This is a genomic window from Streptomyces sp. NPDC090798, from assembly GCF_044768965.1.
Taxonomy (GTDB): Bacteria; Actinomycetota; Actinomycetes; order Streptomycetales; family Streptomycetaceae; genus Streptomyces.
In genome coordinates this window covers 214,153-237,762 of the sequence record NZ_JBIVXA010000007.1, presented here as the reverse complement: position 1 = coordinate 237,762, position 23,610 = coordinate 214,153, and the positions used below count along the sequence as shown (strand labels likewise).

The following is a 23,610-nucleotide window of genomic DNA, read 5'->3' as shown; positions in this document are numbered from 1 at the left end:
GACCCATGACAACCAACGGATCCGGACCCGCCGGCGCCATCCTCCCGGACGCTCCGCCCGAGGACGGCACCGCCCCGATCGTCGAACTGCGCGGCGCCGGGAAGGCGTACGGCAACATCCGTGCCCTGCACGGAGTCTCCCTCGCCGTCCACCCCGGCCAGGTGACCTGCGTCCTCGGCGACAACGGCGCAGGCAAGTCCACCCTCATCAAAATCATCTCCGGCCTGCACCAGCACACCGAGGGCGAATTCCTCGTCGACGGCACCCCGGTACGCTTCTCCACCCCACGCGAAGCCCTCGACAAAGGCATCGCCACCGTCTACCAGGACCTCGCCACCGTCCCCCTCATGCCGGTGTGGCGCAACTTCTTCCTCGGCTCCGAGATGACCAAGGGCCCCTGGCCGATCCAGCGTCTCGACATCGACCGCATGAAGAAGACCGCCGACGAGGAACTGCGCAACATGGGCATCGTCCTCGACGACCTCGATCAGCCCATCGGCACCCTCTCCGGCGGCCAACGCCAGTCGGTGGCCATCGCCCGAGCCGTCTACTTCGGCGCCCGCGTCCTCATCCTCGACGAGCCCACCGCCGCCCTCGGCGTCAAACAGTCCGGCGTCGTCCTCAAGTACATCGCCGCCGCCCGCGACCGCGGCCTCGGCGTCATCTTCATCACCCACAACCCGCACCACGCCTACATGGTCGGCGACCACTTCAGCGTCCTGCGCCTCGGCACCCTCGAACTCAGCGCCGCCCGCAGCGAGGTCAGCCTGGAAGAGCTGACCAACCACATGGCCGGCGGCGCGGAACTCGCCGCGCTCAAGCACGAACTGGCCCAGGTCCGCGGCGTCGACGTCGAGGAACTCCCCGAAGCGGACGACCTCAAAGCACCCGTGGCGGCCACTCCCGAAGGGACCTCCTGACATGACCGCTCCCCTGGACCGCATCCGGGTCGGCTCCGCACCGGACTCCTGGGGCGTCTGGTTCCCCGACGACCCCCAGCAGGTGCCCTGGGAACGCTTCCTGGACGAGGTGTCCGAGGCCGGCTACTCCTGGATCGAACTCGGCCCCTACGGCTATCTGCCGACCGACCCGGCCCGGCTCACCGCCGAGATCGCCAAGCGCGACCTGAAGGTGTCGGCCGGTACGATCTTCACCGGGCTGCACCGGGGACCGTCCGTCTGGGACTCCACCTGGGAACACGTCAGCGAGGTCGCCGCGCTCACCCAGGCCATGGGAGCGAAACATCTGGTGGTCATCCCCTCCTTCTGGCGCGACGACAAGACCGCCGAGATCATCGAGCCGCCGGAGCTGACCGCCGAGCAGTGGGCCCACCTGACCAAGGGCATGGAACGGCTGGGCCACGAGGTCAAGGAGACCTACGGCCTCGACATCGTCGTCCACCCGCACGCGGACACGCACATCGACACCGAGGACCACGTCGAGCGCTTCCTCGACTCCACCGACTCCGACCTGGTCAACCTGTGCCTGGACACCGGGCACTACGCCTACTGCGGCGGCGACAGCGTCAAGCTCATCGAGACGTACGGCGAGCGCATCGGCTATCTCCACCTGAAGCAGGTCGACCCGGCGATCCTCGCCGACGTCGTCAAGAACGAGGTGCCGTTCGGTCCCGCCGTGCAGCGCGGTGTGATGTGCGAACCCCCGTCCGGCGTACCGGAGCTGGAGCCGGTGCTGGTGGCCGCCCAGCGGCTGGGCGTGGAGCTGTTCGCCATCGTCGAGCAGGACATGTACCCCTGCGAGCCGGACAAGCCGCTCCCGATCGCCGTACGCACCCGCAAGTTCCTGCGCTCCTGCGGCGCCTGACCCGTCCGGCACTCCCGCGCGCATCCGCCCGCACCCGGATGTCCGCTCCGTGAGGCGGCCTCGTCAGCCCGATGAGGCCACCTCGGGCGTGCAGGGGAAGATCTCCTCGCGGGCGACGGTCATGTCGTTCGTGACCCGGGCGAAGACCGTGGGCTTGACGTAGTCGTCGTCGAGAACGATGGTCCAGCTCTTGCCGCCCAGCTTCCGGGTCACCCTCCAGAGCGGAGCGGCTACGCCGAGTTCCCGGGTCACCCTCGAAAGGGGAACGGCTACGCTGAGGCCATGCCGTCCACACGTCGCACAGCGCGCCAGACCGACCTGCTCGAACGGCTGGTCGCCCTGCTGGCGGCGGAAGGTTTCGCCTCGTTCACGCTCGACGAGCTGACCGAGCGGCTGCGCTGCTCGAAGACGACGTTGTACCAACTGGCGGGCAGCAAGCAGGAGTTGGTCCGCGAGGCCGTGAAGCACTACTTCCGTGGTGCGGCCGAGGCCGTCGAGAAGCAGGTGACGGACACCTCCGCGCCCGCGGAGCGCGTGGTGGTCTATCTGAACGCCGTCGCCCAGCAGTTGAGGCCGCTGTCCCGGCGCTTCCTCGACGACATGGCCGGATTCGAACCGGCCCGCGAGGTGTACGAGGCCAACACCCGCCTGGCCGCGGGCCGGATCAGACAGCTGATCGCGGACGGTGTCGCCGCCGGTGCGTTCCGTGACGTCCACGCCGCGTTCGTGGGTGAGGTCGTCGCCGCCACCATGCAGGAGATCCAGCGCGGCGAGGTGTCCGCGCGCACGGGGCTGACCGACGCGGAGGCGTACGCCGAGCTGGCGTCGCTCATCGTGCACGCGGTCTCGCCCTGACCGCGGGGGTGGCGGCCGGGGAGGCGACACCCCAGTCCCGCAGCACCGACTCGGCGTCCGCGCCCGGCGCGCCCGGTGCCGACGGCCGCCGGCTGGGCGTGCGCGAGAAGCGCGGGGCGGGTGCGGCCTGGAGGATGCCGTCGACCTCGATGAGGGTGCTCCGGGCCACCACATGCGGGTGCGCGCCCGCCTCCGCGAACGTCAGCACGGGGGTGACGCACGCGTCCGTGCCGGCGAAGTGCGCGGCCCACTCGTCGCGCGTACGGGAGGCGAACCGCCGCGCGAACAGGACCCGCAGCGCGGGCCAGCCGCCGCGGTCGCCCTGGGCGGGCAGGTGGGCCCCGGCGATGCCCAGCCCCTCCAGCAGCGCCGCGAAGAACCGCGGTTCGAGTGCGGCGACGGCCACGTACTTGCCGTCGCCGCACTCGTAGGTGTCGTAGAAGGGGGCGCCCCCGTCGAGGAGGTTGGCGCCCCGTTCGTCCGACCACTCACCCATGCCGCGCAGCGCGTACGTCATCTGGCCCAGCAGGGCGGTCCCGTCGAGCATGGCGGAGTCCACGACCTGTCCGGCTCCGGAACGTGAGCGCTCCCAGAGCGCGGCCAGGACGCCGATGACCAGGAGCATGGACCCACCCCCGAAATCTCCCACCAGATTGAGCGGCGGGGGCGGCGGATCACCGGCACGGCCCATCGCGTGGAGCAGCCCGGTGAGACCGATGTAGTTCAGGTCGTGGCCGGGATCCTGGGCGAGCGGACCGTCCTGACCCCAGCCGGTGACGCGTGCGTAGACGAGCCCCGGATTCTCCCTGCCGCAGTCCTCGGGGCCGACGCCGAGGCGCTCGGCGACGCCCGGCCGGAGGCCCTCGATCAGCACATCGGCCCGGGCGGCCAGCGCCCGTACCAACGCACGTCCCTCGGACTCCTTGAGATCGGCGAAGACCGACCGGCGGCCGCGCCGCACGATGTCGGTCGCGCTTTGCGGACCGAGCCGCAGCGCCCGGCCGCAGGGCCGCTCGACGCGCACCACGTCGGCGCCGAGATCGGCCAGCACCATGGCCGCGTGCGGGGCCGGCCCGAGCCCCGCGAGTTCGAGGACGCGCAGGCCGACGAGGGGACCGGCGGATCCATCGCTGGACTGCATGGCATCACGGTACCAAAAACGATACTGTTGTATCGCTCGCCGTATCGTTAGTTTCGGAGCGACCGAGGAAATCCCATGCCAGCTACCCGTACGCTTCCCTCCCCGGAAGCCGTCGACCTGATCGGCCTGACCCGTGAGCTCGCCGAGAAGGAGCTCGCGCCCCGCGTCGCCGAGGCGGAGGCCGAGGAGAAGTTCCCCCGCGAGGTCTTCCGCACGCTCGGCCGGGCGGGCCTGCTGAGCCTGCCCTACGCCGAGGAGTACGGCGGTGGGGACCAGCCCTACGAGGTCTACCTCCAGGTCCTCGAGGAGATCGCCGCCGTATGGGCCAGCGTCGGGGTCGGCGTCTCGGTGCACGCGTTGTCCTGCTTCGCCCTCGCCGCCTTCGGCACCGAGGAGCAGAGGAAGGAGTGGCTGCCCGACATGCTCAGCGGCGAGCTGCTCGGCGCCTACTGCCTGTCCGAGGCCCACGCCGGTTCCGACCCCGCCGCGATGCGCACCCGGGCCGTCAGGGACGGCGACCACTACGTCCTCAACGGCGCCAAGGCGTGGACCACGCACGGTGGGCACGCGGACTTCTACACGATCATGGCGCGTACGTCCGACGCGGGCTCGGGCGCGATCTCCTGCTTCCTCGTCCCGGCCGACACCCCTGGCCTGATAGCCGATCCGCCTGAGCACAAGATGGGTCTGACCGGGTCGGCCACCGCGACCATCCGTCTGGAAGATGTGCGCGTCCCGGCAGACCGCCGCATCGGCGAGGAGGGCCAGGGACTCAAGATCGCCTTCGCCGGACTGGACTGCGGACGACTGGGCATAGCGGCCGTGGCCACGGGCCTGGCCCAGGGAGCGCTGGACCACGCCCTGCGCTACTCGCGCGAACGGGAGACCTTCGGCCGCCCGATCATCGAACACCAGGGGCTGGCCTTCGTCCTCGCGGACATGGCCGCGGCGGTCCAGGCCTCCCGCGCGACCACGCTCGCCGCCGCCCGGCTCAAGGACCAGGGGCTCCCGTTCGCCTGCGAAGCGTCCATCGCCAAGCTGATCGCCACGGACAACGCCATGAAGGTCACCACCGACGCCGTCCAGGTCCTCGGAGGCGCCGGTTACACCCGCGACTTCCCGGTCGAGCGCTATATGCGGGAGGCCAAGGTCATGCAGATCTTCGAGGGCACCAACCAGATCCAGCGCCTGATCATCGGTCGCGCGCTGCGGGAGAGCGACCGGGGCACCCTCAGGGTCCAGAACTAGTGCCGCGGCAGGGTCCGCCCTCCGGGCGGACGACGGGAATGTGACGAAAGGGCCTAGGAGTGCGGGAGCCCGTGAAGTCGGGCTCGTAGGGCGCGGGCCATACGGTCCGCGTCTTGCGTGGTCACCCGCTCCGGCTCCGGGCGGTCCAGGAGCCCGAAGATGCCCGGCCCACGGTGTGCGGCGGGCAGATCCGCCATGCGCGGCACGATGTGGAAGTGCACGTGCGCGAAGCCCTCGGACTCGGCGAACTGGACGACGTAGGTCTTGAGGCAACCGGTCACCCCGCGCAGGGCCCTGGAGAGCCTGACCTGCCACACCCCCAGGGCCTCGGCCTCGACGTCGGTGAGGTCATGGACGGCCGTGACGTGCCGACGCGGCAGCAGCACCAGCCAGCCGGGTACCGCGGTGTTGAAGCTGTGAGCCACCCGCCAGTACTGGTCGAACACGACGCGTTCGCGTGAGGGAAGTTCGTCGAACCGCGCTTCCTTGCCGCATGCGAAGCAGAGGGGAGTCGTCATGCCCCCGGATCGTAGAACGGACCTCAACGGCAGCGGGCATCGTCCACCCGCCCACCACCGCCGCCCCACCGAAGCTTCGTCCAGACCGGACACGGTGACACTTCACGGTACAGGTCACGGCACGGATCACGTACAGAGAGGAAGCCTTCATGGCTGTCATGCGCGCGGTGCGGCTGCACTTCCCGACCCACGAGCTGCGGGTCGAGGACGTCCAACGGCCCACCCCCGGTGCGGGAGAGGTCCTGGTCAAGGTGGAAGCGGCCGGGGTGTGCCTGTCCGACGTCCACCTGATCTCCGGAGAACTCCGCGGCGCGCCCGCGCTGTTGCGGGGCGACACGGTGACCCTGGGCCACGAGGTGGCCGGCACCGTCGCCGAGCCGGGTCCGGACGCGGGCGGCTGGGCGGTCGGCGACCGGGTCGTCCTCCAGGCCGGTGAGTACCGCGACGGGCGGGGCTGGACCCGCGGTGTCGACTACGACGGAGGCTGGGCCGAGTTCGCGCTCGCCCGGATCGACACCCTGGTCCCGCTCCCCGACTCGATCCCCTTCGAGCAGGGAGCCGTCATCCCCGACGCGGTCTCCACCCCGTGGGGCGCCATCACCGACACCGCCGGTGTCCGCCCCGGCCAGGCGGTCGGGGTCTGGGGCATCGGCGGTCTGGGCGCGCACGGGGTGCAACTGCTGCGCATGGTGGGCGCCTGCCCCATCATCGCCGTCGACCCCTCCCCCGCCGCCCGCGACCGCGCCCTGGCCTTCGGCGCGGACCTCGCCCTCGATCCGGCCGACCCGGGTCTGGCGGACAAGGTCGCCGCCGCCACCCGCGGGACCGGTATCGAGACCGCCTTCGACTTCGCCGGCGTCACCCCGGTGCGCGAGCAGGCCCTGTCCGTGCTGGCCAACGGCGGCAAACTGGTCCTCGTCGGGCTGAGCGGAAAGCCGGTCACCATCGCGGACAGCACCACCTTCAGTACCCGCGAGCTACGGCTCCTGGGCCACTTCGGCTCCGGCGCGAACGCGGTGGCGCAACTCATCCACCTCACCGAGAACGGGCGGCTGGACTTCTCCCGCTCCATCTCGGACGTACTGCCCCTGGAGCAGGCGGCCGAAGCCGTCGAACGGCTGGAGCACAAGAAGGGCGATCCGATCCGCCTGGTGCTGCGCCCCTGAGGGTGCCGTTCACGTCGCGGACAAGCGGACCGGGGGCGCGGGGGTATGCAGCATCGCCTGCGTGGTCGACCTGACCGTGGACGGAGCCAACCACCCGGCGAGGCCGCCCGGAGCACTGCCCTGAACCGCGGGTCGAGCTCGAGCATGCGGTGAGTGAGGTCGTCCAGGTCGCCGTGGTGGACGACCTCCTCGCACAGCCAGTGCTCCAGCAGTGCTCCAGCGCTTCGTACGGCCTCAGAAGTTGATCATATGTCCGGCCAGGCCGTGCACGGCTTCCTTCACCGCTTCACCCAGGGTCGGGTGTGCGTGGACATTGCGGGCGACCTCGTGCACGGTCAGGTCCCACTGCTGCGCCAACGTCAGCTCCGGCAGCAGTTCCGTCACGTCAGGACCGATCAGATGGCCACCGAGGAGCTCGCCGTACTTGGCGTCGCTGATCAGCTTCACGAAGCCGACCGTGTCACCCAGGCCGTGCGACTTGCCGTTGGCCGTGAAGGGGAACTTGGCGACCTTGACGTCGTGGCCCCGCTCCTTCGCCTGCGCCTCGGTGTAGCCGAAACTGGCGATCTGCGGCTGGCAGTACGTGGCACGCGGGATCATCACATAGTCCAGCTCCATGGTCTCCGCGTCCGCGATCGTCTCGGCCGCGATGATCCCCATGGACTCGGCGTTGTGGGCGAGCATCAGCTTCGCGGTCACATCCCCGATCGCGTAGATGTGCGGTACGGACGTACGGCAGCGGCCGTCGACGTCGATCGCGCCGCGCTCGGTGACCCGTACACCCGTGGCCTCCAGGCCGTACCCGGTGACGTTCGGCGCGAAGCCGATCGCCTGGAGGACCTTGTCGGCCTCCAGCACCTTCTGCGCGCCGTCCTTGCCGGTGACCGTCACACGCACCTGCGGGCCCGACTCGTCGATCGACTCGACACGCGTCGAGGTGAGCACGTCGATGCCCAGCTTCCGGTACTGCTTGGCGAGTTCGGCGGAGACGTCCGCGTCCTCCAGCGGGGCGACCCGGTCCAGGAACTCGACGACCGTCACCTTCACACCGTAGTTGTGCAGGACGTACGCGAACTCGATGCCGATGGCCCCGGCGCCCGCGATCACGATGGAGCGCGGCAGGTCCTCGGTGAGGATCTGCTCCTCATAGGTGACGACACGGTCGCTGCGCCGGGTGCCGGGCAGCAACTTCGGGGTGGCGCCGGTGGCGATGATGCAGTCGTCGAATCCGACCGTCTTCGTGGTGCCGTCGGCGAGGGCCACCTGAAGCGTATGGGCGTCGAGGAAGGTGCCGCGGCCGTCGATCTCGGTGATCGCGTTCTTCTTCATCAGGAAGTGGACACCCTTGACACGGCCGTCCGCGACCCGGCGGCTGCGCCGGAACGCCTCGCCGTAGTCGAAGGAGACCTCGCCGTCGACCTTGATGCCGAACGTCTTCGCCTCCCGCGTGAAGATGTGCGCCAGCTCGGCGTTCCTCAGCAGCGCCTTCGTGGGGATGCAGCCGACATTCAGACAGACACCACCCCAGTACCGCTCCTCGACGACCGCGACCCGCTTGCCCAGTTGCGCGGCGCGGATGGCGGCGACATAGCCGCCCGGTCCTGCTCCGAGTACGACCACGTCGAAGCGCTCGTCCATGAGTGGATCCTTCCGGTGAAGCCCGGCTCAGAGCCGGTCCAACATCCTCTGCACCATCTGACCCTGTGACCTTATGTCTTGAGTGCCGCTACGACACTTTTCGTGTCTGTGATCACATGCGCGTAGGTCGGACCGTTCAATTCATGGGCGGCCCTCATGAGTTCGCTCGAGAAAGCCGCGGTGGCGTCCGTCACCAGCGACACATGGAATCCGAGTTCCATCGCGTACTTGGCCGTGGTCTCGATGCAGGTGTTCGCGAGCAGTCCGATGACGATCACATGGTCCACGCCGCGCTGACGGAGGCGCATCTCCAGGTCGGTGTTGGCGAACCCGCTCTGGGCCCAGTGCTGTGCGACCACCGTGTCCGAGGGCTCGGGCCGCAGGGGCGGGTACCAGTCCCCGCCGAACGCGTCCTGGGCGAAGAGCTGATGCTTGTCCACGGAGCGTTGTGACGGGTTCGGGTGGGAAAAGGAGTCGTACAACCCCGGTGTCCAGCGGTGATGCGGAACATAGAACACCGGCACGTCGGCCTCGCGAGCGGTGGACACCAATGCGGACAGATGGGCCCGCAGGTCGACTTCCCGCGCGACCTCCGCGATGCGCGGCCAGAGCTTGCCCTCGTCGGCGAGGAAGTCGTTCAGCGGATCGACCAGCAGAACCCCCGTCCGGCGCCGGTCGTAGTCGTACACCGTCATAGCTGCCTGCTTTCAGTACGTCGCACTCCTGTGCGAGCGCGCCGGTCAGACGGGGAACAGCAGACAGCTGCTGGTGGTGTGCGCCAGCAGCCGGTCCCCGGAGTCGAAGAGCTCGGCCTGCGCGAGGGCGGTACGACGTCCACTGTTGAGGACGGTGCCCACGGCACGGACCTTGCCGGTGTCCACGGTGACCGGGCGCAAGAACTTCACATTCAGGTCGAGTGAGGTATACCCCATCCCCTGCGGCAGGACCGACTGCACCGCGCAGCCCGCCGCCGAATCGAGCAGGGTGGCGTACACACCGCCGTGGACGCTTCCGATCGGGTTGTAGTGCTCCTCGCCCGGGACGAGGGCGAAGACGACCCGGCCGTGCTCGACCTCTTCGAAGGTCATCCCGAGGGTCGCCGCGATCGGCGCGGCGGGGAGCCGTCCGGCCTGCACCTCGCGGAGGAAGTCGAGACCGCTGTACTGCCCGACGGCGGCGGCGGAGACGGCGGGGTCCTCCCAGTCGTACGTGCGTGACCTGCCCATGTCGCTCCCTGGATGATCTGGATGTGGAATTCGAAGCTAGCCAGGACGAGGTCTGGATGTCAACGTCGAAGCCAGCCTACGATGGGCCGCATGACATGGCTGGAGACAAGCACCGAGAACTGCACGGTCCAGCGGACTCTCGACCTGGTGGGCGAGAAGTGGTCGCTGCTGGTCCTGCGGGATGCCATGAACGGCGTACGGCGCTTCGACGACTTCCGACGGCACGTCGGGCTGTCCGAGAGCGTGCTCGCGGACCGGCTGCGGAAGCTCGTCGCGGCCGGGATCCTGCACACGGTCCCCTACAACGAGGCCGGCAGCCGCACCCGCCACGAGTACCGGCTCACCCGCAAGGGCTGGGAGCTGTGGCCGGCGATGATCGCCCTCAAGCAGTGGGGAGACCGCCATGCCGCCGATCCCGAGGGGCCGCCCCTTGAGGTCACGCACGCCGACTGCGGCGCGCCGGTCGAGGCCGTGGTCGTCTGCTCCGCGGGACACGGTGCCCTCGTCCCGCCGGAGGCACGCACCCGCCCCGGCCCGTCGGCGAAGCCGTTGGACCTCACCGCTCGTTAGGCCGAGGGGCAGCGCGCGCATGCGGGATCGGCCCCGGTCGCCGAGTCCGCGCCGGTCACGACGGCGACCGCCACACCGAGGTGATCGAGCGGGCCGGTGGTGTCCTGGACCAGGCCGTCGCCGAGGCCGTACGCGTCGGACCGCGGACGGGCCGACGCCTGACACAGCGTGCCCGGCGGCGACGCCGCGGTCCTCGTGGCCCGGTCGGCGTCACGGCTGTCGGAACGGGTGACGAAGGAGTACCGGCCGGCGCAGCCGTCGGTCGTCGCCCTGCGTCCGGTGGCACGGGGTGATGTCGCGTCCGGCGAGAGGAAAGCGGTCGTCGCTCAGGCCGACGTATGGGCCTTCGCATGGTGCGCGACGGAGGTGAAGTGCAGGTTGTCGTCCTCGACAGGGCCGCCGCGCAGCAGTTTGACGTCGGAGTGGTAGTTCATCGACATGAGCCAGGGATGGGCGAGCCCTTGACGCGGCAGCTCGTGAAGGGACCGCTTGACGTAGCCGGCGCCGAAGTCGAGCAGCGGACGGGTCGGCATGGCCGGGTCGGGGAGCTCGGGGCAGCAGATGTCGGCGCCGGTTGCGTCCATGTGCCCGAGCAGCCGGGTGAAGTGCTCGCACAGCAGGCCCACCTTGAGCGTCCACGAGGAGTTCGTGTAGCCGATCGCGAAGGCGAAGTTCGGTACGCCGCTCAGCATCATGCCCTTGAAGGCCACCTTGTCGGCGAAGTCGACGGGTTCACCGTCCACCGAGAGCGCCATCCCGCCGAACAGCTGCACGTTCAATCCGGTGGCGGTGACGATGATGTCGGCGTCGAGCTCATGACCGGACTCGAGCCGGATGCCGGTCTCGGTGAACGTCGCGATCCGGTCGGTGACGACCGAGGCCGTTCCGTTGTTGAGCGCCTTGAACAGGTCCGCGTCGGGGACCGCGCACAGCCGCTGGTCCCAGGGGTCGTAGGACGGGTTGAAGTGCTCGTCCACGGGATAACCGGCCGGCAGTTGCCTGATGTTCACGGCGCGGATGAGACGTCGCACGACCCGTGGGTGGCGTCGCGAGGTCCGCCAGATGAGGCGCTGCATGGCGATGTTCTTGCGCCGGGTGAGCCGGTAGGCGAGGCCGGCCGGCAACACCTTGCGCAGTGTGTTCGCGATCACGTCCTGCGACGCGACCGGAAGGATGTAGGTGGGTGAACGCTGCAGCATCGTGACGTGGCCGGCGGTGTCGGCCAGCGCCGGGATCAGCGTGACGGCCGTCGCTCCGCTGCCGATCACCACGACCTTCCGGCCCGCGCAGTCCAGGTCCTCCGGCCAGTGCTGCGGGTGCACGATCTGTCCGGCGAACCGCTCCCGGCCCTCGAACCGGGGGGTGAACCCTTCGTCGTAGCGGTAGTAACCACCGGCGCAGAACAGCCAGTTCGCGGTCATCGACACCGTCTCTCCGGTGTCGGCGCGCTCGATCTCCACCGTCCAGCGGGCCTCCGCGGTGGACCATGCCGCGCCGCGTACCCTGTGGTGGTAGCGGATGTGCTGTTCGATACCGCTCTCCCCCGCGGTCTCCCGCAGGTAGTCGAGGATCAGATCGGCGGTGGCGATCGACTTGTCGTTGCGCCACGGCTTGAAGGCGTAGCCGAAGGTGTGCAGGTCGGAGTCCGACCGGATACCCGGATAGCGGAACAGTGCCCACGTGCCGCCGGAGACACCGCGGGCCTCCAGGATCGCGTAACTGCTGCCGGGCCGCTCGGTCTGGAGGTGGTGGGCGGCGCCGATGCCGGAGATGCCGGCGCCGATGATCAGCACGTCGATGTGCTCACTCTGACGGGTCATGTGCGGGGACTCCGTTGATGAGGCGTTCGCTGGGTGGTGCCTCGATGATGACCTCACATATCAGCCAGTACGGTGTGGCGGTTCGCACCTTCATCGGAAAAGGACAGTGCATCGCGCACCACCGCGGGCTAGCGCGCGGACATGACCTGGCAGCACCCATCCGAACGGACGTGCGATTTGCTTCGGCAGGGTGCACAGCTCGCACTCAACAGTCTGCAGGAGTGGCTCGACGAGATCGACGAGGCGACCTTGGCGGCGGTGACCATGCGAGCCATCGCGCAGGACCCCGCCCTGCGCGCCGCCACACGGCGGATCAACCACGCCCACCTGGCGTTCTGGGCGTCGGAGACCGTGCGCGACCCCGGCGCGCCCGTACGCCTCAGCTCTCGAAGCGGTATCCCATGCCCGGCTCGGTGATCAGATAGCGGGGGTGGGCGGGGTCCGCTTCCAGCTTGCGGCGGAGCTGGGCCATGTAGACCCGCAGGTAGTTGGTCTTGTTGCTCTGACTGACTCCCCACACCTCCGCCAGCAGGTGCTTCTGGGTGATGAGCCGGCCGGGGTTGGTGACCAGGATCTCCAGCAGATGCCACTCGGTCGGTGTGAGGCGTACGTCGTGTCCGGCGCGGGTGGCCTTCTTGGCGAGCAGGTCGATGGTGAAGCCGTCCGTCATGACGAGCGTCGTCTCGGGGGCCGGCGGAACGTCGTCCGTGCGGCGGACGGCGGCGCGCAGCCGGGCAAGGAGTTCGTCCATGCTGAACGGCTTGGTGATGTAGTCGTCGGCGCCCGCGTCCAGGGCCGCGACCTTCTCGTCGGAGGCCCGGCGGGCGGACAGTACGAGGATCGGTACGCGGGTCCAGCCCCGCAGGGCCTTGATGACGTCCGTGCCGTCCATGTCGGGCAGACCGAGGTCGAGCACGACCACGTCGGGCTGCCGGGCGGCGGCGATGCGCAGTGCGGTGGTGCCGTCGGGGGCCGGGTCCACTCCGTACTGCCGGGCCTGCAGGTTGATCACGAGGGCCCGGACGAGCTGAGGGTCGTCCTCCACCACCAGTACCCGGGTCATCAGTGTGCGCCCTTCCTGTTGTACGGCGGGCCGGAACCCGTGGAACCGGCTCCGAGAACACGGGAGTTGACGAACCGGGGTCCGTTCCCCCCGTCCGCCAACTCCCGCGCGGTGCGCCTAAGCCCATCAGCTCTTCGCCACGAGTCCCTTGAGCGCGATGTTGAGCTCCAGGACGTTGACGCGGGGCTCGCCCATGAAACCGAGGGTGCGGCCGTCGGTGTGCTCGTCGACCAGCTTCTGCACCTGGGCGACGGGCAGGTTGTTCTTCTCCGCGATCCGGTGCACCTGGATGTCGGCGTACTTCGGGGAGATGTCCGGGTCCAGGCCCGAGCCGGACGAGGTGACCGCGTCGGCGGGCACGTCGGAGGGCTTGACCGTGTAGCCGTTCACCGAGTTGTCCTTGATGACGGCGGCCTTGGCGTCCTTGACCCACTTGATCAGGTCGGCGTTGTCACCCGAACGGTTGGTGGCGCCCGACAGGATCAGCTTGTACTGCGTATTGACCGAGTTGACGCCCAGCCCGTTGGCGGGGCGGCCCTGGAACCACTTCAGGTCGGCGTCCGGGGTCTCCTGGCCCTTCTTCAGCGGCAGGTTGTAGGACTGGCCGATCAGCGAGGAGCCGACGACCTTGCCGTTCGCCTTGATCTCCGAGCCGTTCGCCTTGTCGGAGAACAGGCCCTGGGCGACCCCGGTGATGGCGAGCGGGTAGAGGACGCCCGTCACCACGGTGAGCACGAGGAGCGCACGCAGGCCCGCCCAGAGCAACCGGGCAGTGTTCGTAACCGAGTTGTTCATAGCCGATCAGCCGATTCCGGGGATGAGGGAGATGAGCAGGTCGATGATCTTGATGCCGATGAAGGGGGCGATCAGGCCGCCGATGCCGTAGATCCCGAGGTTGCGCCGCAGCATCTTGTCGGCGCTCACCGGCCGGTACTGCACACCCCGCAGGGCGAGCGGCACCAGCGCGATGATGATCAGCGCGTTGAAGATGACCGCCGACAGGATCGCCGAGTCGGGCGAGGACAGGTGCATGATGTTCAGCTTGTCCAGGCCCGGGTAGACCGCCGCGAACAGCGCCGGGATGATCGCGAAGTACTTCGCGACGTCGTTGGCGATGGAGAACGTCGTCAACGCGCCCCGGGTGATGAGGAGTTGCTTGCCGATCTCGACGATCTCGATGAGCTTGGTCGGGTTCGAGTCGAGGTCGACCATGTTGCCGGCCTCCTTGGCGGCCGACGTACCCGTGTTCATCGCCACGCCCACGTCCGCCTGCGCCAGCGCGGGGGCGTCGTTCGTGCCGTCACCGGTCATCGCGACGAGCTTGCCGCCCGCCTGCTCGCGCTTGATGAGCGCCATCTTGTCCTCGGGAGTCGCCTCCGCGAGGAAGTCGTCGACGCCGGCCTCGTCCGCGATCGCCTTGGCCGTCAGCGGGTTGTCACCCGTGATCATGATGGTCTTGATGCCCATCCGGCGCAGCTCGTCGAACCGCTCGCGCATGCCCTCCTTGACGACGTCCTTCAGGTGGATGACCCCGAGGATGCGCGCGCCGTCGGTGTCCTCGACGGCCACCAGCAGCGGCGTACCGCCCGCTTCGGAGATCCGGTTGGCGAGAGTGTCGGCGTCGGCGGACACCTCGCCGCCCCGCTCCTTGACCCAGGCGATGACCGAACCGGCCGCGCCCTTGCGGATCTTGCGTCCGTCGACGTCCACACCCGACATCCGGGTCTGGGCGGTGAAGGCGCTCCATTCGGCCCCGGACAACTCGCCCTGGTGCCGCTCGCGCAGCCCGTACTTCTCCTTCGCCAGTACGACGATGGAGCGGCCCTCGGGCGTCTCGTCGGCCAGCGACGACAGCTGGGCGGCGTCGGCCACCTCGGCATCGGTGGTGCCGGACACCGGCACGAACTCGGAGGCCTGACGGTTTCCGAGGGTGATGGTGCCGGTCTTGTCCAGCAGCAGCGTGGAGACGTCACCCGCGGCCTCAACTGCCCTTCCGGACATGGCCAGGACGTTCCTCTGCACCAGCCGGTCCATGCCCGCGATGCCGATCGCCGAGAGCAGCGCGCCGATCGTCGTCGGGATCAGGCAGACCAGAAGGGCCACCAGGACGACCATCGTGAGGTGCGTGCCCGCGTAGTCCGCGAACGGCGGCAGCGTGGCGCACGCGAGCAGGAAGACGATCGTGAGCGACGCGAGCAGGATGTTCAGCGCGATCTCGTTCGGCGTCTTCTGCCGGGCCGCGCCCTCGACCAGGGCGATCATCCGGTCGATGAAGGTCTCGCCGGGCTTCGTCGTGATCTTGATGACGATCCGGTCGGAGAGCACCTTCGTACCGCCGGTGACGGCGCTGCGGTCGCCGCCGGACTCGCGGATGACCGGGGCCGACTCACCGGTGATGGCCGACTCGTCGACGGAGGCCACACCCTCGACGACGTCACCGTCGCCGGGGATGATGTCGCCCGCCTCGCAGACGACCAGGTCGCCGACGCGCAGTTCGGTGCCGGGGACCTGTTCTTCGGTGGAGCCGGTCAGACGCCGGGCGATCGTGTCCGTCTTGGCCTTGCGCAGGGTGTCCGCCTGTGCCTTGCCGCGGCCCTCGGCCACCGCCTCCGCCAGGTTGGCGAAGATCACGGTCAGCCACAGCCAGGCGCTGATCGCCCAGCCGAACCAGTCACCCGGGTCCTTGAAGGAGAAGATCGTCGTCAGGACCGACCCGACCAGCACCACGAACATGACGGGCGACTTGATCATCACCCGCGGGTCGAGTTTGCGGAAGGCGTCCGGCAGTGACTTCAGCAGCTGCTTCGGGTCGAACAGACCCGCGCCGACACGGCTTTCGTCAGTCTTGTGGCCGGTCGGCACATCGCTGTGCGGCGCCCGGGTCGGAGTGGCTGTGGACATCGAGTCCTCTTCTGAAGGCGAATCTGTGCGAGTGGTCATGACGCCAACCCCTCGGCCAGCGGACCCAGCGCGAGCGCCGGGAAGTAGGTCAGACCGGTGATGATCAGGATGGCGCCCACCAACAGGCCGGTGAACAGCGGCTTTTCGGTGCGCAGGGTGCCCGCGGTGGCCGGGACCGGCTTCTGCTCGGCGAGCGAACCGGCCAGCGCCAGCACAAACACCATCGGCAGGAAGCGGCCGAGCAGCATCGCGATGCCGATCGTGCTGTTGAACCACTGCGTGTCGGCGTTCAGGCCCGCGAAGGCCGAGCCGTTGTTGTTGGCGCCGGAGGAGTAGGCGTACAGGATCTCGGAGAAGCCGTGCGCCCCGCTGTTGGTCATGGAGTGGCCCGGAGTCGGCAGGGCCATCGCCGCGGCGGTGAAGACGAGCACCAGCGCCGGGGTGATGAGGATGTAGCAGGCCGCGAACTTGATCTCGCGGGTGCCGATCTTCTTGCCCAGGTACTCGGGGGTGCGGCCGACCATCAGACCGGCGATGAACACCGCGATGATCGCCATGATCAGCATGCCGTAGAGACCGGAGCCGGTACCACCGGGTGCGATCTCACCCAGCTGCATGCCCAGGATGGTGATACCGCCGCCGAGGCCGGTGAACGAGGAGTGGAAGGAGTCCACCGCACCCGTCGAGGTCAGGGTGGTCGACACCGCGAAGATCGACGAGGCGCCGACACCGAAGCGGTTCTCCTTGCCTTCCATCGCGCCGCCCGCGATCTGGAACGCGGGACCGTGGTGGGCGAACTCGGTCCACATCATCAGGGCGATGAAGCCGAGCCAGATCGTGGCCATTGTGGCGAGGATCGCGTAGCCCTGCTTCAGGCTGCCGACCATGCGGCCGAAGGTGCGGGTCAGCGCGAACGGGATGACCAGCAGCAGGAAGATCTCGAAGAGGTTCGAGAACGGGGTGGGGTTCTCGAAGGGGTGGGCGGAATTGGCGTTGAAGTAACCGCCACCGTTGGTGCCGATCTCCTTGATGGCCTCCTGCGAGGCGACCGCACCGCCGTTCCACTGCTGCGAGCCGCCCATGAACTGGCCCACCGAGTGGATCCCGGAGAAGTTCTGGATCGCGCCGCAGGCGACCAGGATGATCGCGGCGACGACCGAGAGCGGCAGCAGGATGCGGATCGTGCCGCGCACCAGGTCGGCCCAGAAGTTGCCGAGCTCACCGGTGCGGGAGCGCGAGAAGCCGCGTACGAGCGCCACGGCGACGGCGATGCCGACCGCGGCCGAGACGAAGTTCTGCACCGCCAGGCCGCCGGTCTGCACGACGTGGCCCATGGACTGCTCGCCGTAGTACGACTGCCAGTTGGTGTTCGACACGAACGACGCGGCGGTGTTGAACGCCTGGTCCGGGTCGATCGCGGCAAAGCCGAGCGAGCCGGGCAGATGGCCCTGGAGGCGCTGCAGCAGGTAGAGGAAGAGGACGCCGACGGCGGAGAAGGCGAGAACGCCGCGCAGGTACGCGGGCCAGCGCATCTCCGTGTTCGGATTGGCGCCGATGCCCTTGTAGATCCACTTCTCCACACGCCAGTGCTTGTCGGAGGAGTAGACCTTGGCCATGTAGTCGCCAAGGGGGACGTAGGCGAGGGCCAGTGCCGCTATGAGCGCGAGCAGCTGGAGCACGCCGGCAAGAACGGGACTCATGGGTACCCTCAGAACCTCTCCGGGAAGATCAGGGCGAGGACGAGATAGCCCAGCAGGGCGACGGCCACGATCAGGCCGACAATGTTCTCGGCGGTCACAGCTTCGTCACCCCCTTGGCGACGAGGGCCACCAGCGCGAACACCGCGATCGTGGTGACGACGAAGGCCAGATCGGCCATCGCGAACTCCTAGATGAGGTTCAGAAATGAAGCGGACGGTTAGAGGTAACCGCCTCGATGGCCGGATCTGGCCGCCGTTGACACCTCCCATACGGCGGCCGGTCGGCCTTTGACGGAACCCTTACGGCCGACCGCTCCACGTGCGGCGACGGGTCCCGCCGCCGTCCGGCCGGGTACGCCAATGGCCCGCATCGGCGAGATGCGGGCCATCAGGGCGCGTACCCGGGGCAGGGCGTCGGAGCACGACGTCGCAGCAGGGCGTCAGAAGATGCGGAACCGCAGCCGGCAGATCACCGCGTCCGTGTCGCGGCGCACCGCGTGGGCGACGACCGCGCCCCGCTGGTTCTGGAGCAGCCGCTGCCACAGCCGGTCCGGCTCGACCTCGGGGATCAGCACGGTGACCCGGGTGCCGGGCTCCGCGGCGGCCGTCTCGCCCACGTACTCGGCGATCGGGCGCCCCAGGGTGCGGCGCTCGGAGGTGAGCTGGACGAGCGGTACTCCGGGGTCCCACTGTGCCCAGTCGCGGGCCAGCGCATGGGTGTGGGCGCGGTCCTCGGCGTCCGGGTGGCACACCGTGACGGCGCGTACCTCGTCGCCGAGGGAGGCGGCGGCGTTCAGCGCCTCCACGGTCAGTCGGGACAGGTTCGACACCGGAACGATCACCAGCGAACGGTCGCGGTGCGGCGGCTCGGGGATCCGCCCGAGGCCCAGCCGCTCACCGATCCGCGCGTACGCCCGGTGCACCGTCTCGAAGGCGGCCACCAGCAGCGGCACGGCGATCACTATCAGCCATGCGCCCTCCTCGAACTTGGTCGCCGTCACCACGACCGCCGAGACGCCGGTGAGCACGGCGCCGAAACCGTTCAGCCAGGCCTTGCCCCGCCACCCCCTCCCCCGCTCACCACGCCAGTGCCGGACCATTCCGACCTGCGCGATCGTGAAGCCGATGAAGACGCCGATGGCGAAGAGCGGCACCAGGGTGTTGGTGTCGCCGCCGGAGAAGACGAGCAGGGCCGCTGAGACCAGGGCCAGCGCGAGCACACCATGACGGTGCACCTGCCGGTCGGCCTTCAGGGCGAAGACGTGCGGGAGGTAGTTGTCACGGGCGAGCAGCTTCAGCAGCACGGGCAGGCCGCCGAAGGAGGTGTTCGCGGAGAGCGCCAGCAGGATCATCGTGGCGAACTGGATGACGAAGAAGGCCCAGTTGTGGCCGAGCGAGGCGTCGGCGAGCTGGGCGAGGACGGTGACGCCCGCCACCGGCTGGAGGTGGAAGCGCGAGATGAGGACCGACAGGCCGATCAGCATCACCCCGAGGACGGCCCCCAGGGCCACCTCCGCCCGCTGGGCCCGGCGCACGCGCGGGACGCGGAAGGACGGGACGGCGTTGGCCAGCGCCTCGACCCCGGTGAGCGCACTGCACCCCGAGGCAAAGGCCTTCAGCAGGAGCAGCGCGCCGACGGTGGTGGCGTTGTCGGCGAGGACGGAGGCGTGCCCGGCCGCGGCCGCGGTGCTGACGGGCGCGGACCGGAAGAGACCGACGGCGATCAACACCAGGATCGACACGACGAAGACCGCCGTCGGCACGATGAACGCGCGCGCCGACTCCACGATGCCGCGCAGATTCACGCCCGTGATCAGCACCAGCACGGCCAGACACAGCCACAGCCGGTCGGCGTACAGCTCAGGGAACGCCGAGGTCAGGGCGGCCACCCCGGCGGTGACGGCGACCGCCACATTGAGCACGTAGTCCAGGACGAGCGAGGCCGCCGCCACCAGGCTCGTACGGGCGCCCAGGTGGGTCCTGGCGACGGCGTACGACCCGCCGCCGTCCGGGAACGCGGCGATCACCTGCCGGTACGAGGCCACGAGCACCGCCAGCAGGCCCGCGATGGCCAGCGTCACCGGCAGTGTGAAGCCGAGGCCGTGCGCGCCCGCCGAGGCCAGCACCAGGACGATGGCCTCGGGCCCGTACGCCACCGAGGCCATCGCGTCGAGCGACAGGGCGGCCAGACCCGTGAGGGCGGTGAGGCGATGGCGCTCGCCGGTATCCGGCGGCTCCTCGTCGGCGGGGGTCGCCCCCGGCTCGATGGTCAGGACAGACATGGAATACGGGCTCCTTACGCGGTGGCCCGCGCACGCGGGGAGGCGATGCGCGGGTGCGCCCAGGTTCTGTCCGTCCCCGACTGCCTTCGACCCTTCCTTGCGCCTTCTTCGCGTCGAAGCACCGGACCTTGACGGGACCTTGACGGCCGTGCGCCCCGCACGGCTCCTGCCCCGCTGGGCACAGTGCCCCTGCGGGTACCTACCGCCCGGCCGTGTCGAGGGCCGCGCCCGTCTGGTCGGCGAGGGTGACCGCCACCAGCCGGGCCTGGAGCGGCGGTACGGGGCCCGGGCCGGGGGTGAGCATGAAGCGGCCCAGGTAGTGGCCGTTGCCGTAGGTGCGCAGTTCGATCTCGCCGCCCGGCCAGCCGCCGGCGTCGACGTCCCAGCGCCGGTGCCCGACCGTGACGTTTCCGTCCTGCTCGAGCCGGGGCGGCTGCCCCAGCAGGGTGCCGTACTCGTAGCGGCAGCCGCGCAGGCCGAGCAGCTCGGTGAGCTGGCCGCGGACGTGGTCGACCACGGTGTCGGAGGACTTGGCGGACTGGGCGAGCTCGGCGGTCTCGTGGATGCGGGCGAGATAGCCGGCGTCCGTGACCGTGATGACCTCCAGGCGGCGGGCCCGGGCCGCGAGCTGGGACACGATCACGCCGACGACGAGCAACAGCACCGCCGTCTCGATGTCGGCCGAGGCATGGATGTCGAACGTCTCGTACGGGCGGGTGAGGAAGAAGTCGAACCAGGCCGCCGCGGACAGCGCCGCGAGCGCGCCCGCCGTACGGCTGCCGAGGGCGGCGACCGCGACCACCACCACGACCAGGATCAGCGCCGCGTTCGTACGCGACAGATCCGTACGGAAGGGCACGAGGACGAGCGCCACCAGGAAGGGGCCCACCAGGCCCGCCACCAGGGCGAGCCGGTCCCGGAGCGAATAGCCGGTCATCACACCGTCACCTCCTGCGGTTGCCACGGCGCCCTCGGGCCCGAGCCCTCGTACGCCGCTTCCACGACTCATCGGTCCCCCTGCTCATGCGCCGCCTCCTACGCTCTGCGTATCACTGGGAAGATCCACCCGCTCGGCGAAGGGCAGCGACAGCACCATCGTCAGACCGCCGCCGGGAGTGTCCTCCGGGGTGAGGGTGCCGTCCATCGCCTCGGTCAGCCCCCGGGACAGGGCCAGGCCAAGGCCGAGGCCGGTGGTGTTGTCGGTGTCGCCCAGACGCTGGAAGGGCTCGAAGAGCCGGTCGCGGACGGGGGTACCGCCCTGCTCGAGCGGAGCCGAGACCTTGGGGGACCGCGGCAGGCCGGGGCCGCGGTCGACGACACGGACTTCGACGCGGCCCGCGTGCGTGCTCGCGGTCAGCAGCACCTTGCGGTCCGGCGGGCTGTGGCGGGCCGCGTTGCCGACGAGGTTGGCGATCACGCGTTCCAGGAGCGGCGGATCGGCCAGCACGGCCGGGATCTCCTCCAGGTCCCCGACCGCCACCTCGGGGGTGTCCGCGAGCGCCGCCGGAAGGACTTCCTCCAGTGTGGTGGCCCGCAGGTTCAGCGTGAGCACGCCCGCCTGGAGGCGGCTGAGGTCGAGGAGGTTCTCGACCAGGCGGTTGAGCTTGGCCATGGACTCGTCCGCGGTCGCGAGGAGTTCGTCCCGGTCCTCGTCGGAGAAGTCGACGTCCCGGCTGCGCAGCGAGGAGACCGCGGCCCAGCCCGCCGCGAGAGGCGTGCGCAGGTCGTGGCCGACCGCCCGCAGCAGCGCCGTACGCATCCGGTCGGCGGCCCTGACCGGTTCGACCTCGGCGGCGGCCTCAGCGAGCCTGGCCCGTTCGACGGCCGATCCCACATGGGCGGCGAAGGCGGCGAGCACGCGCCGCTCGGAGGAGGGCAGGGGGCGCCCGCGAAGGACGAGGAAGGCGCCGGGGCCCGCGGGCACGACCGTCGCGCCGTCGTCTCCGGGCGGCTCGTCGACCAGTTCCGCCGAGTCCATGCCGAAGGTCTCGCGCGTGCGTTCCACCAGCGCCGGGATCGTGGCGCCGCCCCGCACGATGCTGCCGGCGAGCGAGGACATGGTCTCGGCCTCGGCGGTGGCGCGGGCCGAGCGCCGCGACAGGCGCAGGGAGCGGTCGACGACGCCGGCGACCACGGCGGCGACCGCCGCGAACACCGCCAGGGCCAGCAGCGCGTTGGGATCGTCGAGCGTGAACTGCCCGACGGGCGGAATGAACCAGTAGTTGAGCAGCAGCGACGCCGTCACCGAGGCGATCACCGCCGAGACGACCCCGCCTATGCAGGCCACACCCACCACGGTGAGCAGGAACAGCAGTGCCTCACTGGTGAGGTTGAGCCGGTCCCGGGCCCAGTCGAGATCGAGCAGGAAGGTGAGCGCCACGGGCAGCAGCAGCCCGGCGACCGGGCCCGCGACCCGGCGCGCGGGCGACAGGGTGCGCCGCCGCGAGGGCAGCAGCGTGCCGCGTCCGGCGCGCTCGTGCGTGACGATGTGGACGTCGATGTCCGAGGAGAGTTCGACCACCGTGTCGCCCGTGCCGCGGCCGGTGACGAAGCGCTCGACGCGGCCCCGGCGGCTGGTGCCGAGGACGAGTTGGGTGGCGTTCTCGGCGCGGGCGAAGTCGACGAGGGCGGTCGGCACGTGGTCGCCGACGACCGAGTGGTAGCTTCCGCCCAGGTCCTCGACCAGCCGCCGCTGCCGGGCGAGTGAGGCGTGCGAGGCACCCGCGGCGAGACCGTCGCTGCGGGTCACATGCACGGCGAGCAGGTCACCGCCCGCCGACCGGTCGGCGATCCGGGCGGCCCGCCTGATGAGGGTGTCCCCCTCGGGCCCGCCGGTGAGGGCCACGACCACCCGCTCCCTCGTCTCCCACACCCCGCCGATACCGTGCTCAATGCGGTACGACTGGAGCGCCTCGTCCACCCGGTCGGCCACCCACAGCAGGGCCAGTTGGCGCAGCGCGGTCAGATTGCCGAGCCGGAAGTAGTCGGCCAGGGCCGCGTCGATCTTCTCGGGAGCGTAGATGTTGCCGTGCGCCATCCGGCGTCGCAGTCCTTCCTGCGGGATGTCGACGAACTCGATCTGCTGGGCTCGTCGTACCACCTCGTCGGGCACCGTCTCGCGCTGCGGCATCCGCGTGATCTTCTCGACGACGTCGCTGAGGGACTCCAGGTGCTGGATGTTCAGGGCCGTGATGACGTCGATCCCGGCGGCGAGCAGTTCCTCGATGTCCTGCCGGCGTTTGGCGTTGCGGCCGGCCCCGGGGACATTGGTGTGCGCGAACTCGTCGACGATCGCGACCTGCGGCCGGCGCTCGAGGACCGCGGCGAGGTCCATCTCCTCGAACGCCCCGCCGCGATGGGCGCAGAGGGCGCGCGGTACGACCTCCAGGCCGTCGAGCATCGCCTCCGTGCCCGGGCGCCCGTGGCACTCCACGAACGCCACCACCACGTCGGCGCCGCGGGCCGCCCGGCGGCGCGCCTCGTCGAGCATGCGGTAGGTCTTTCCGACTCCCGGGGCCGCCCCCAGGTAGACCTTCAGCCGACCGGGCCGTACGCCACCCGCGGCGGTCCGTGCCTCACCCCCGCCGGTCCGCACATCACTCATCTCGGTCGGTCCGTCATTCATCGCAGCCGACGCGCTCCGCTCTCTGAAGATCAAC

At 69.8% G+C, this 23,610-nt stretch carries 22 protein-coding genes; 7 read left to right on the top strand and 15 right to left on the bottom strand.

Features of this window, described 5'->3' with window-relative positions:
* Positions 1 to 5: 5 nt before the first annotated feature.
* Both ACIQTP_RS17835 and ACIQTP_RS17830 read left to right on the top strand, forming a co-directional pair.
* A complete protein-coding gene (locus tag ACIQTP_RS17835; RefSeq protein ID WP_403400834.1) occupies positions 6 to 920 on the top strand; it encodes an ATP-binding cassette domain-containing protein in 915 nt (304 codons plus the stop codon).
* Position 921: 1 nt separating this feature from the next.
* On the top strand, positions 922 to 1,824 hold the full coding sequence (locus ACIQTP_RS17830; RefSeq protein ID WP_403400832.1) for a sugar phosphate isomerase/epimerase family protein: 903 nt from the start codon (positions 922 to 924) through the stop codon (positions 1,822 to 1,824).
* 63 nt (positions 1,825 to 1,887) lie between these two features.
* Here the strand turns inward: ACIQTP_RS17830 and ACIQTP_RS17825 are convergent, their stop codons facing one another.
* Positions 1,888 to 2,037, bottom strand: a complete 150-nt coding sequence (locus tag ACIQTP_RS17825; RefSeq protein ID WP_403400830.1) for an aldehyde dehydrogenase family protein — start codon at positions 2,035 to 2,037, stop codon at positions 1,888 to 1,890.
* A gap of 69 nt (positions 2,038 to 2,106) precedes the next feature.
* Between ACIQTP_RS17825 and ACIQTP_RS17820 the strand changes: the two genes are divergently transcribed.
* On the top strand, positions 2,107 to 2,679 hold the full coding sequence (locus tag ACIQTP_RS17820) for a TetR/AcrR family transcriptional regulator (protein ID WP_402040032.1): 573 nt from the start codon (positions 2,107 to 2,109) through the stop codon (positions 2,677 to 2,679).
* Here ACIQTP_RS17820 and ACIQTP_RS17815 read toward each other — a convergent pair.
* Complete coding sequence (locus tag ACIQTP_RS17815) at positions 2,654 to 3,820, bottom strand: CaiB/BaiF CoA transferase family protein (protein WP_403400828.1); 1,167 nt, start codon at positions 3,818 to 3,820, stop codon at positions 2,654 to 2,656. The genes ACIQTP_RS17820 and ACIQTP_RS17815 overlap by 26 nt on opposite strands.
* A 75-nt stretch (positions 3,821 to 3,895) precedes the next feature.
* On the opposite strand from ACIQTP_RS17815, the gene ACIQTP_RS17810 reads away from it, so the two are divergent.
* Complete coding sequence (locus ACIQTP_RS17810) at positions 3,896 to 5,068, top strand: acyl-CoA dehydrogenase family protein (RefSeq protein ID WP_402040026.1); 1,173 nt, start codon at positions 3,896 to 3,898, stop codon at positions 5,066 to 5,068.
* A gap of 53 nt (positions 5,069 to 5,121) precedes the next feature.
* Here ACIQTP_RS17810 and ACIQTP_RS17805 read toward each other — a convergent pair whose 3' ends face one another.
* A complete protein-coding gene (locus ACIQTP_RS17805; RefSeq protein ID WP_403400826.1) occupies positions 5,122 to 5,586 on the bottom strand; it encodes an HIT family protein in 465 nt (154 codons plus the stop codon).
* 149 nt (positions 5,587 to 5,735) lie between these two features.
* Here ACIQTP_RS17805 and ACIQTP_RS17800 point away from each other — a divergent pair, with 149 nt between their 5' ends.
* Positions 5,736 to 6,752, top strand: coding sequence for a zinc-binding dehydrogenase (locus ACIQTP_RS17800; protein ID WP_403400824.1), 1,017 nt, complete (start codon positions 5,736 to 5,738; stop codon positions 6,750 to 6,752).
* Between the two features lie 234 nt (positions 6,753 to 6,986).
* Here the strand turns inward: ACIQTP_RS17800 and lpdA are convergent, their stop codons facing one another.
* The 3 genes from lpdA to ACIQTP_RS17785 form a co-directional block, all read right to left on the bottom strand.
* Entirely contained in the window at positions 6,987 to 8,390 is a 1,404-nt protein-coding gene (gene lpdA, locus ACIQTP_RS17795) for a dihydrolipoyl dehydrogenase (RefSeq protein ID WP_402040014.1), read from the bottom strand.
* A 71-nt stretch (positions 8,391 to 8,461) separates the two neighbouring features.
* Positions 8,462 to 9,085, bottom strand: coding sequence for an isochorismatase family cysteine hydrolase (locus ACIQTP_RS17790; protein WP_403400822.1), 624 nt, complete (start codon positions 9,083 to 9,085; stop codon positions 8,462 to 8,464).
* A gap of 45 nt (positions 9,086 to 9,130) precedes the next feature.
* Positions 9,131 to 9,616 (bottom strand): PaaI family thioesterase, encoded by a 486-nt coding sequence (locus tag ACIQTP_RS17785; protein ID WP_403400820.1) that lies wholly within the window; start codon positions 9,614 to 9,616, stop codon positions 9,131 to 9,133.
* Between the two features lie 90 nt (positions 9,617 to 9,706).
* Between ACIQTP_RS17785 and ACIQTP_RS17780 the strand changes: the two genes are divergently transcribed.
* On the top strand, positions 9,707 to 10,186 hold the full coding sequence (locus ACIQTP_RS17780; RefSeq protein ID WP_403400818.1) for a winged helix-turn-helix transcriptional regulator: 480 nt from the start codon (positions 9,707 to 9,709) through the stop codon (positions 10,184 to 10,186).
* Between the two features lie 326 nt (positions 10,187 to 10,512).
* Here ACIQTP_RS17780 and ACIQTP_RS17775 read toward each other — a convergent pair whose 3' ends face one another.
* On the bottom strand, positions 10,513 to 12,006 hold the full coding sequence (locus ACIQTP_RS17775; protein WP_403400816.1) for a flavin-containing monooxygenase: 1,494 nt from the start codon (positions 12,004 to 12,006) through the stop codon (positions 10,513 to 10,515).
* A 177-nt stretch (positions 12,007 to 12,183) separates the two neighbouring features.
* Here ACIQTP_RS17775 and ACIQTP_RS17770 point away from each other — a divergent pair, with 177 nt between their 5' ends.
* A complete protein-coding gene (locus ACIQTP_RS17770; protein WP_403400814.1) occupies positions 12,184 to 12,423 on the top strand; it encodes a hypothetical protein in 240 nt (79 codons plus the stop codon).
* Here the strand turns inward: ACIQTP_RS17770 and ACIQTP_RS17765 are convergent.
* From ACIQTP_RS17765 to ACIQTP_RS17730, 8 genes are all read right to left on the bottom strand, one after another.
* Positions 12,386 to 13,069, bottom strand: a complete 684-nt coding sequence (locus ACIQTP_RS17765; RefSeq protein WP_403400812.1) for a response regulator — start codon at positions 13,067 to 13,069, stop codon at positions 12,386 to 12,388. The two genes, ACIQTP_RS17770 and ACIQTP_RS17765, sit on opposite strands and share 38 nt — an antisense overlap.
* Positions 13,070 to 13,195: 126 nt before the next feature.
* Positions 13,196 to 13,864, bottom strand: a complete 669-nt coding sequence (locus ACIQTP_RS17760) for a potassium-transporting ATPase subunit C (RefSeq protein ID WP_403400810.1) — start codon at positions 13,862 to 13,864, stop codon at positions 13,196 to 13,198.
* 6 nt (positions 13,865 to 13,870) lie between these two features.
* Positions 13,871 to 15,970: a potassium-transporting ATPase subunit KdpB gene (kdpB, locus tag ACIQTP_RS17755; RefSeq protein ID WP_403400808.1), complete on the bottom strand. Its 2,100-nt coding sequence runs from the start codon at positions 15,968 to 15,970 to the stop codon at positions 13,871 to 13,873.
* A 35-nt stretch (positions 15,971 to 16,005) separates the two neighbouring features.
* Positions 16,006 to 17,670: a potassium-transporting ATPase subunit KdpA gene (gene kdpA, locus ACIQTP_RS17750; protein WP_403400806.1), complete on the bottom strand. Its 1,665-nt coding sequence runs from the start codon at positions 17,668 to 17,670 to the stop codon at positions 16,006 to 16,008.
* Positions 17,671 to 17,678: 8 nt separating this feature from the next.
* The gene (gene kdpF, locus ACIQTP_RS17745) at positions 17,679 to 17,768 is read right to left on the bottom strand and encodes a K(+)-transporting ATPase subunit F (RefSeq protein ID WP_037659531.1); all 90 of its coding nucleotides are present in this window, start codon (positions 17,766 to 17,768) and stop codon (positions 17,679 to 17,681) included.
* A 341-nt stretch (positions 17,769 to 18,109) separates the two neighbouring features.
* Positions 18,110 to 19,951 carry an APC family permease gene (locus tag ACIQTP_RS17740; protein ID WP_403400804.1) on the bottom strand — a complete coding sequence of 614 codons (1,842 nt, stop codon included), beginning with the start codon at positions 19,949 to 19,951 and terminating at the stop codon, positions 18,110 to 18,112.
* 199 nt (positions 19,952 to 20,150) lie between these two features.
* A complete protein-coding gene (locus ACIQTP_RS17735; RefSeq protein WP_402039988.1) occupies positions 20,151 to 20,888 on the bottom strand; it encodes a DUF4118 domain-containing protein in 738 nt (245 codons plus the stop codon).
* 84 nt (positions 20,889 to 20,972) lie between these two features.
* Positions 20,973 to 23,555, bottom strand: coding sequence for an ATP-binding protein (locus ACIQTP_RS17730; protein WP_403400801.1), 2,583 nt, complete (start codon positions 23,553 to 23,555; stop codon positions 20,973 to 20,975).
* Positions 23,556 to 23,610: the final 55 nt, after the last annotated feature.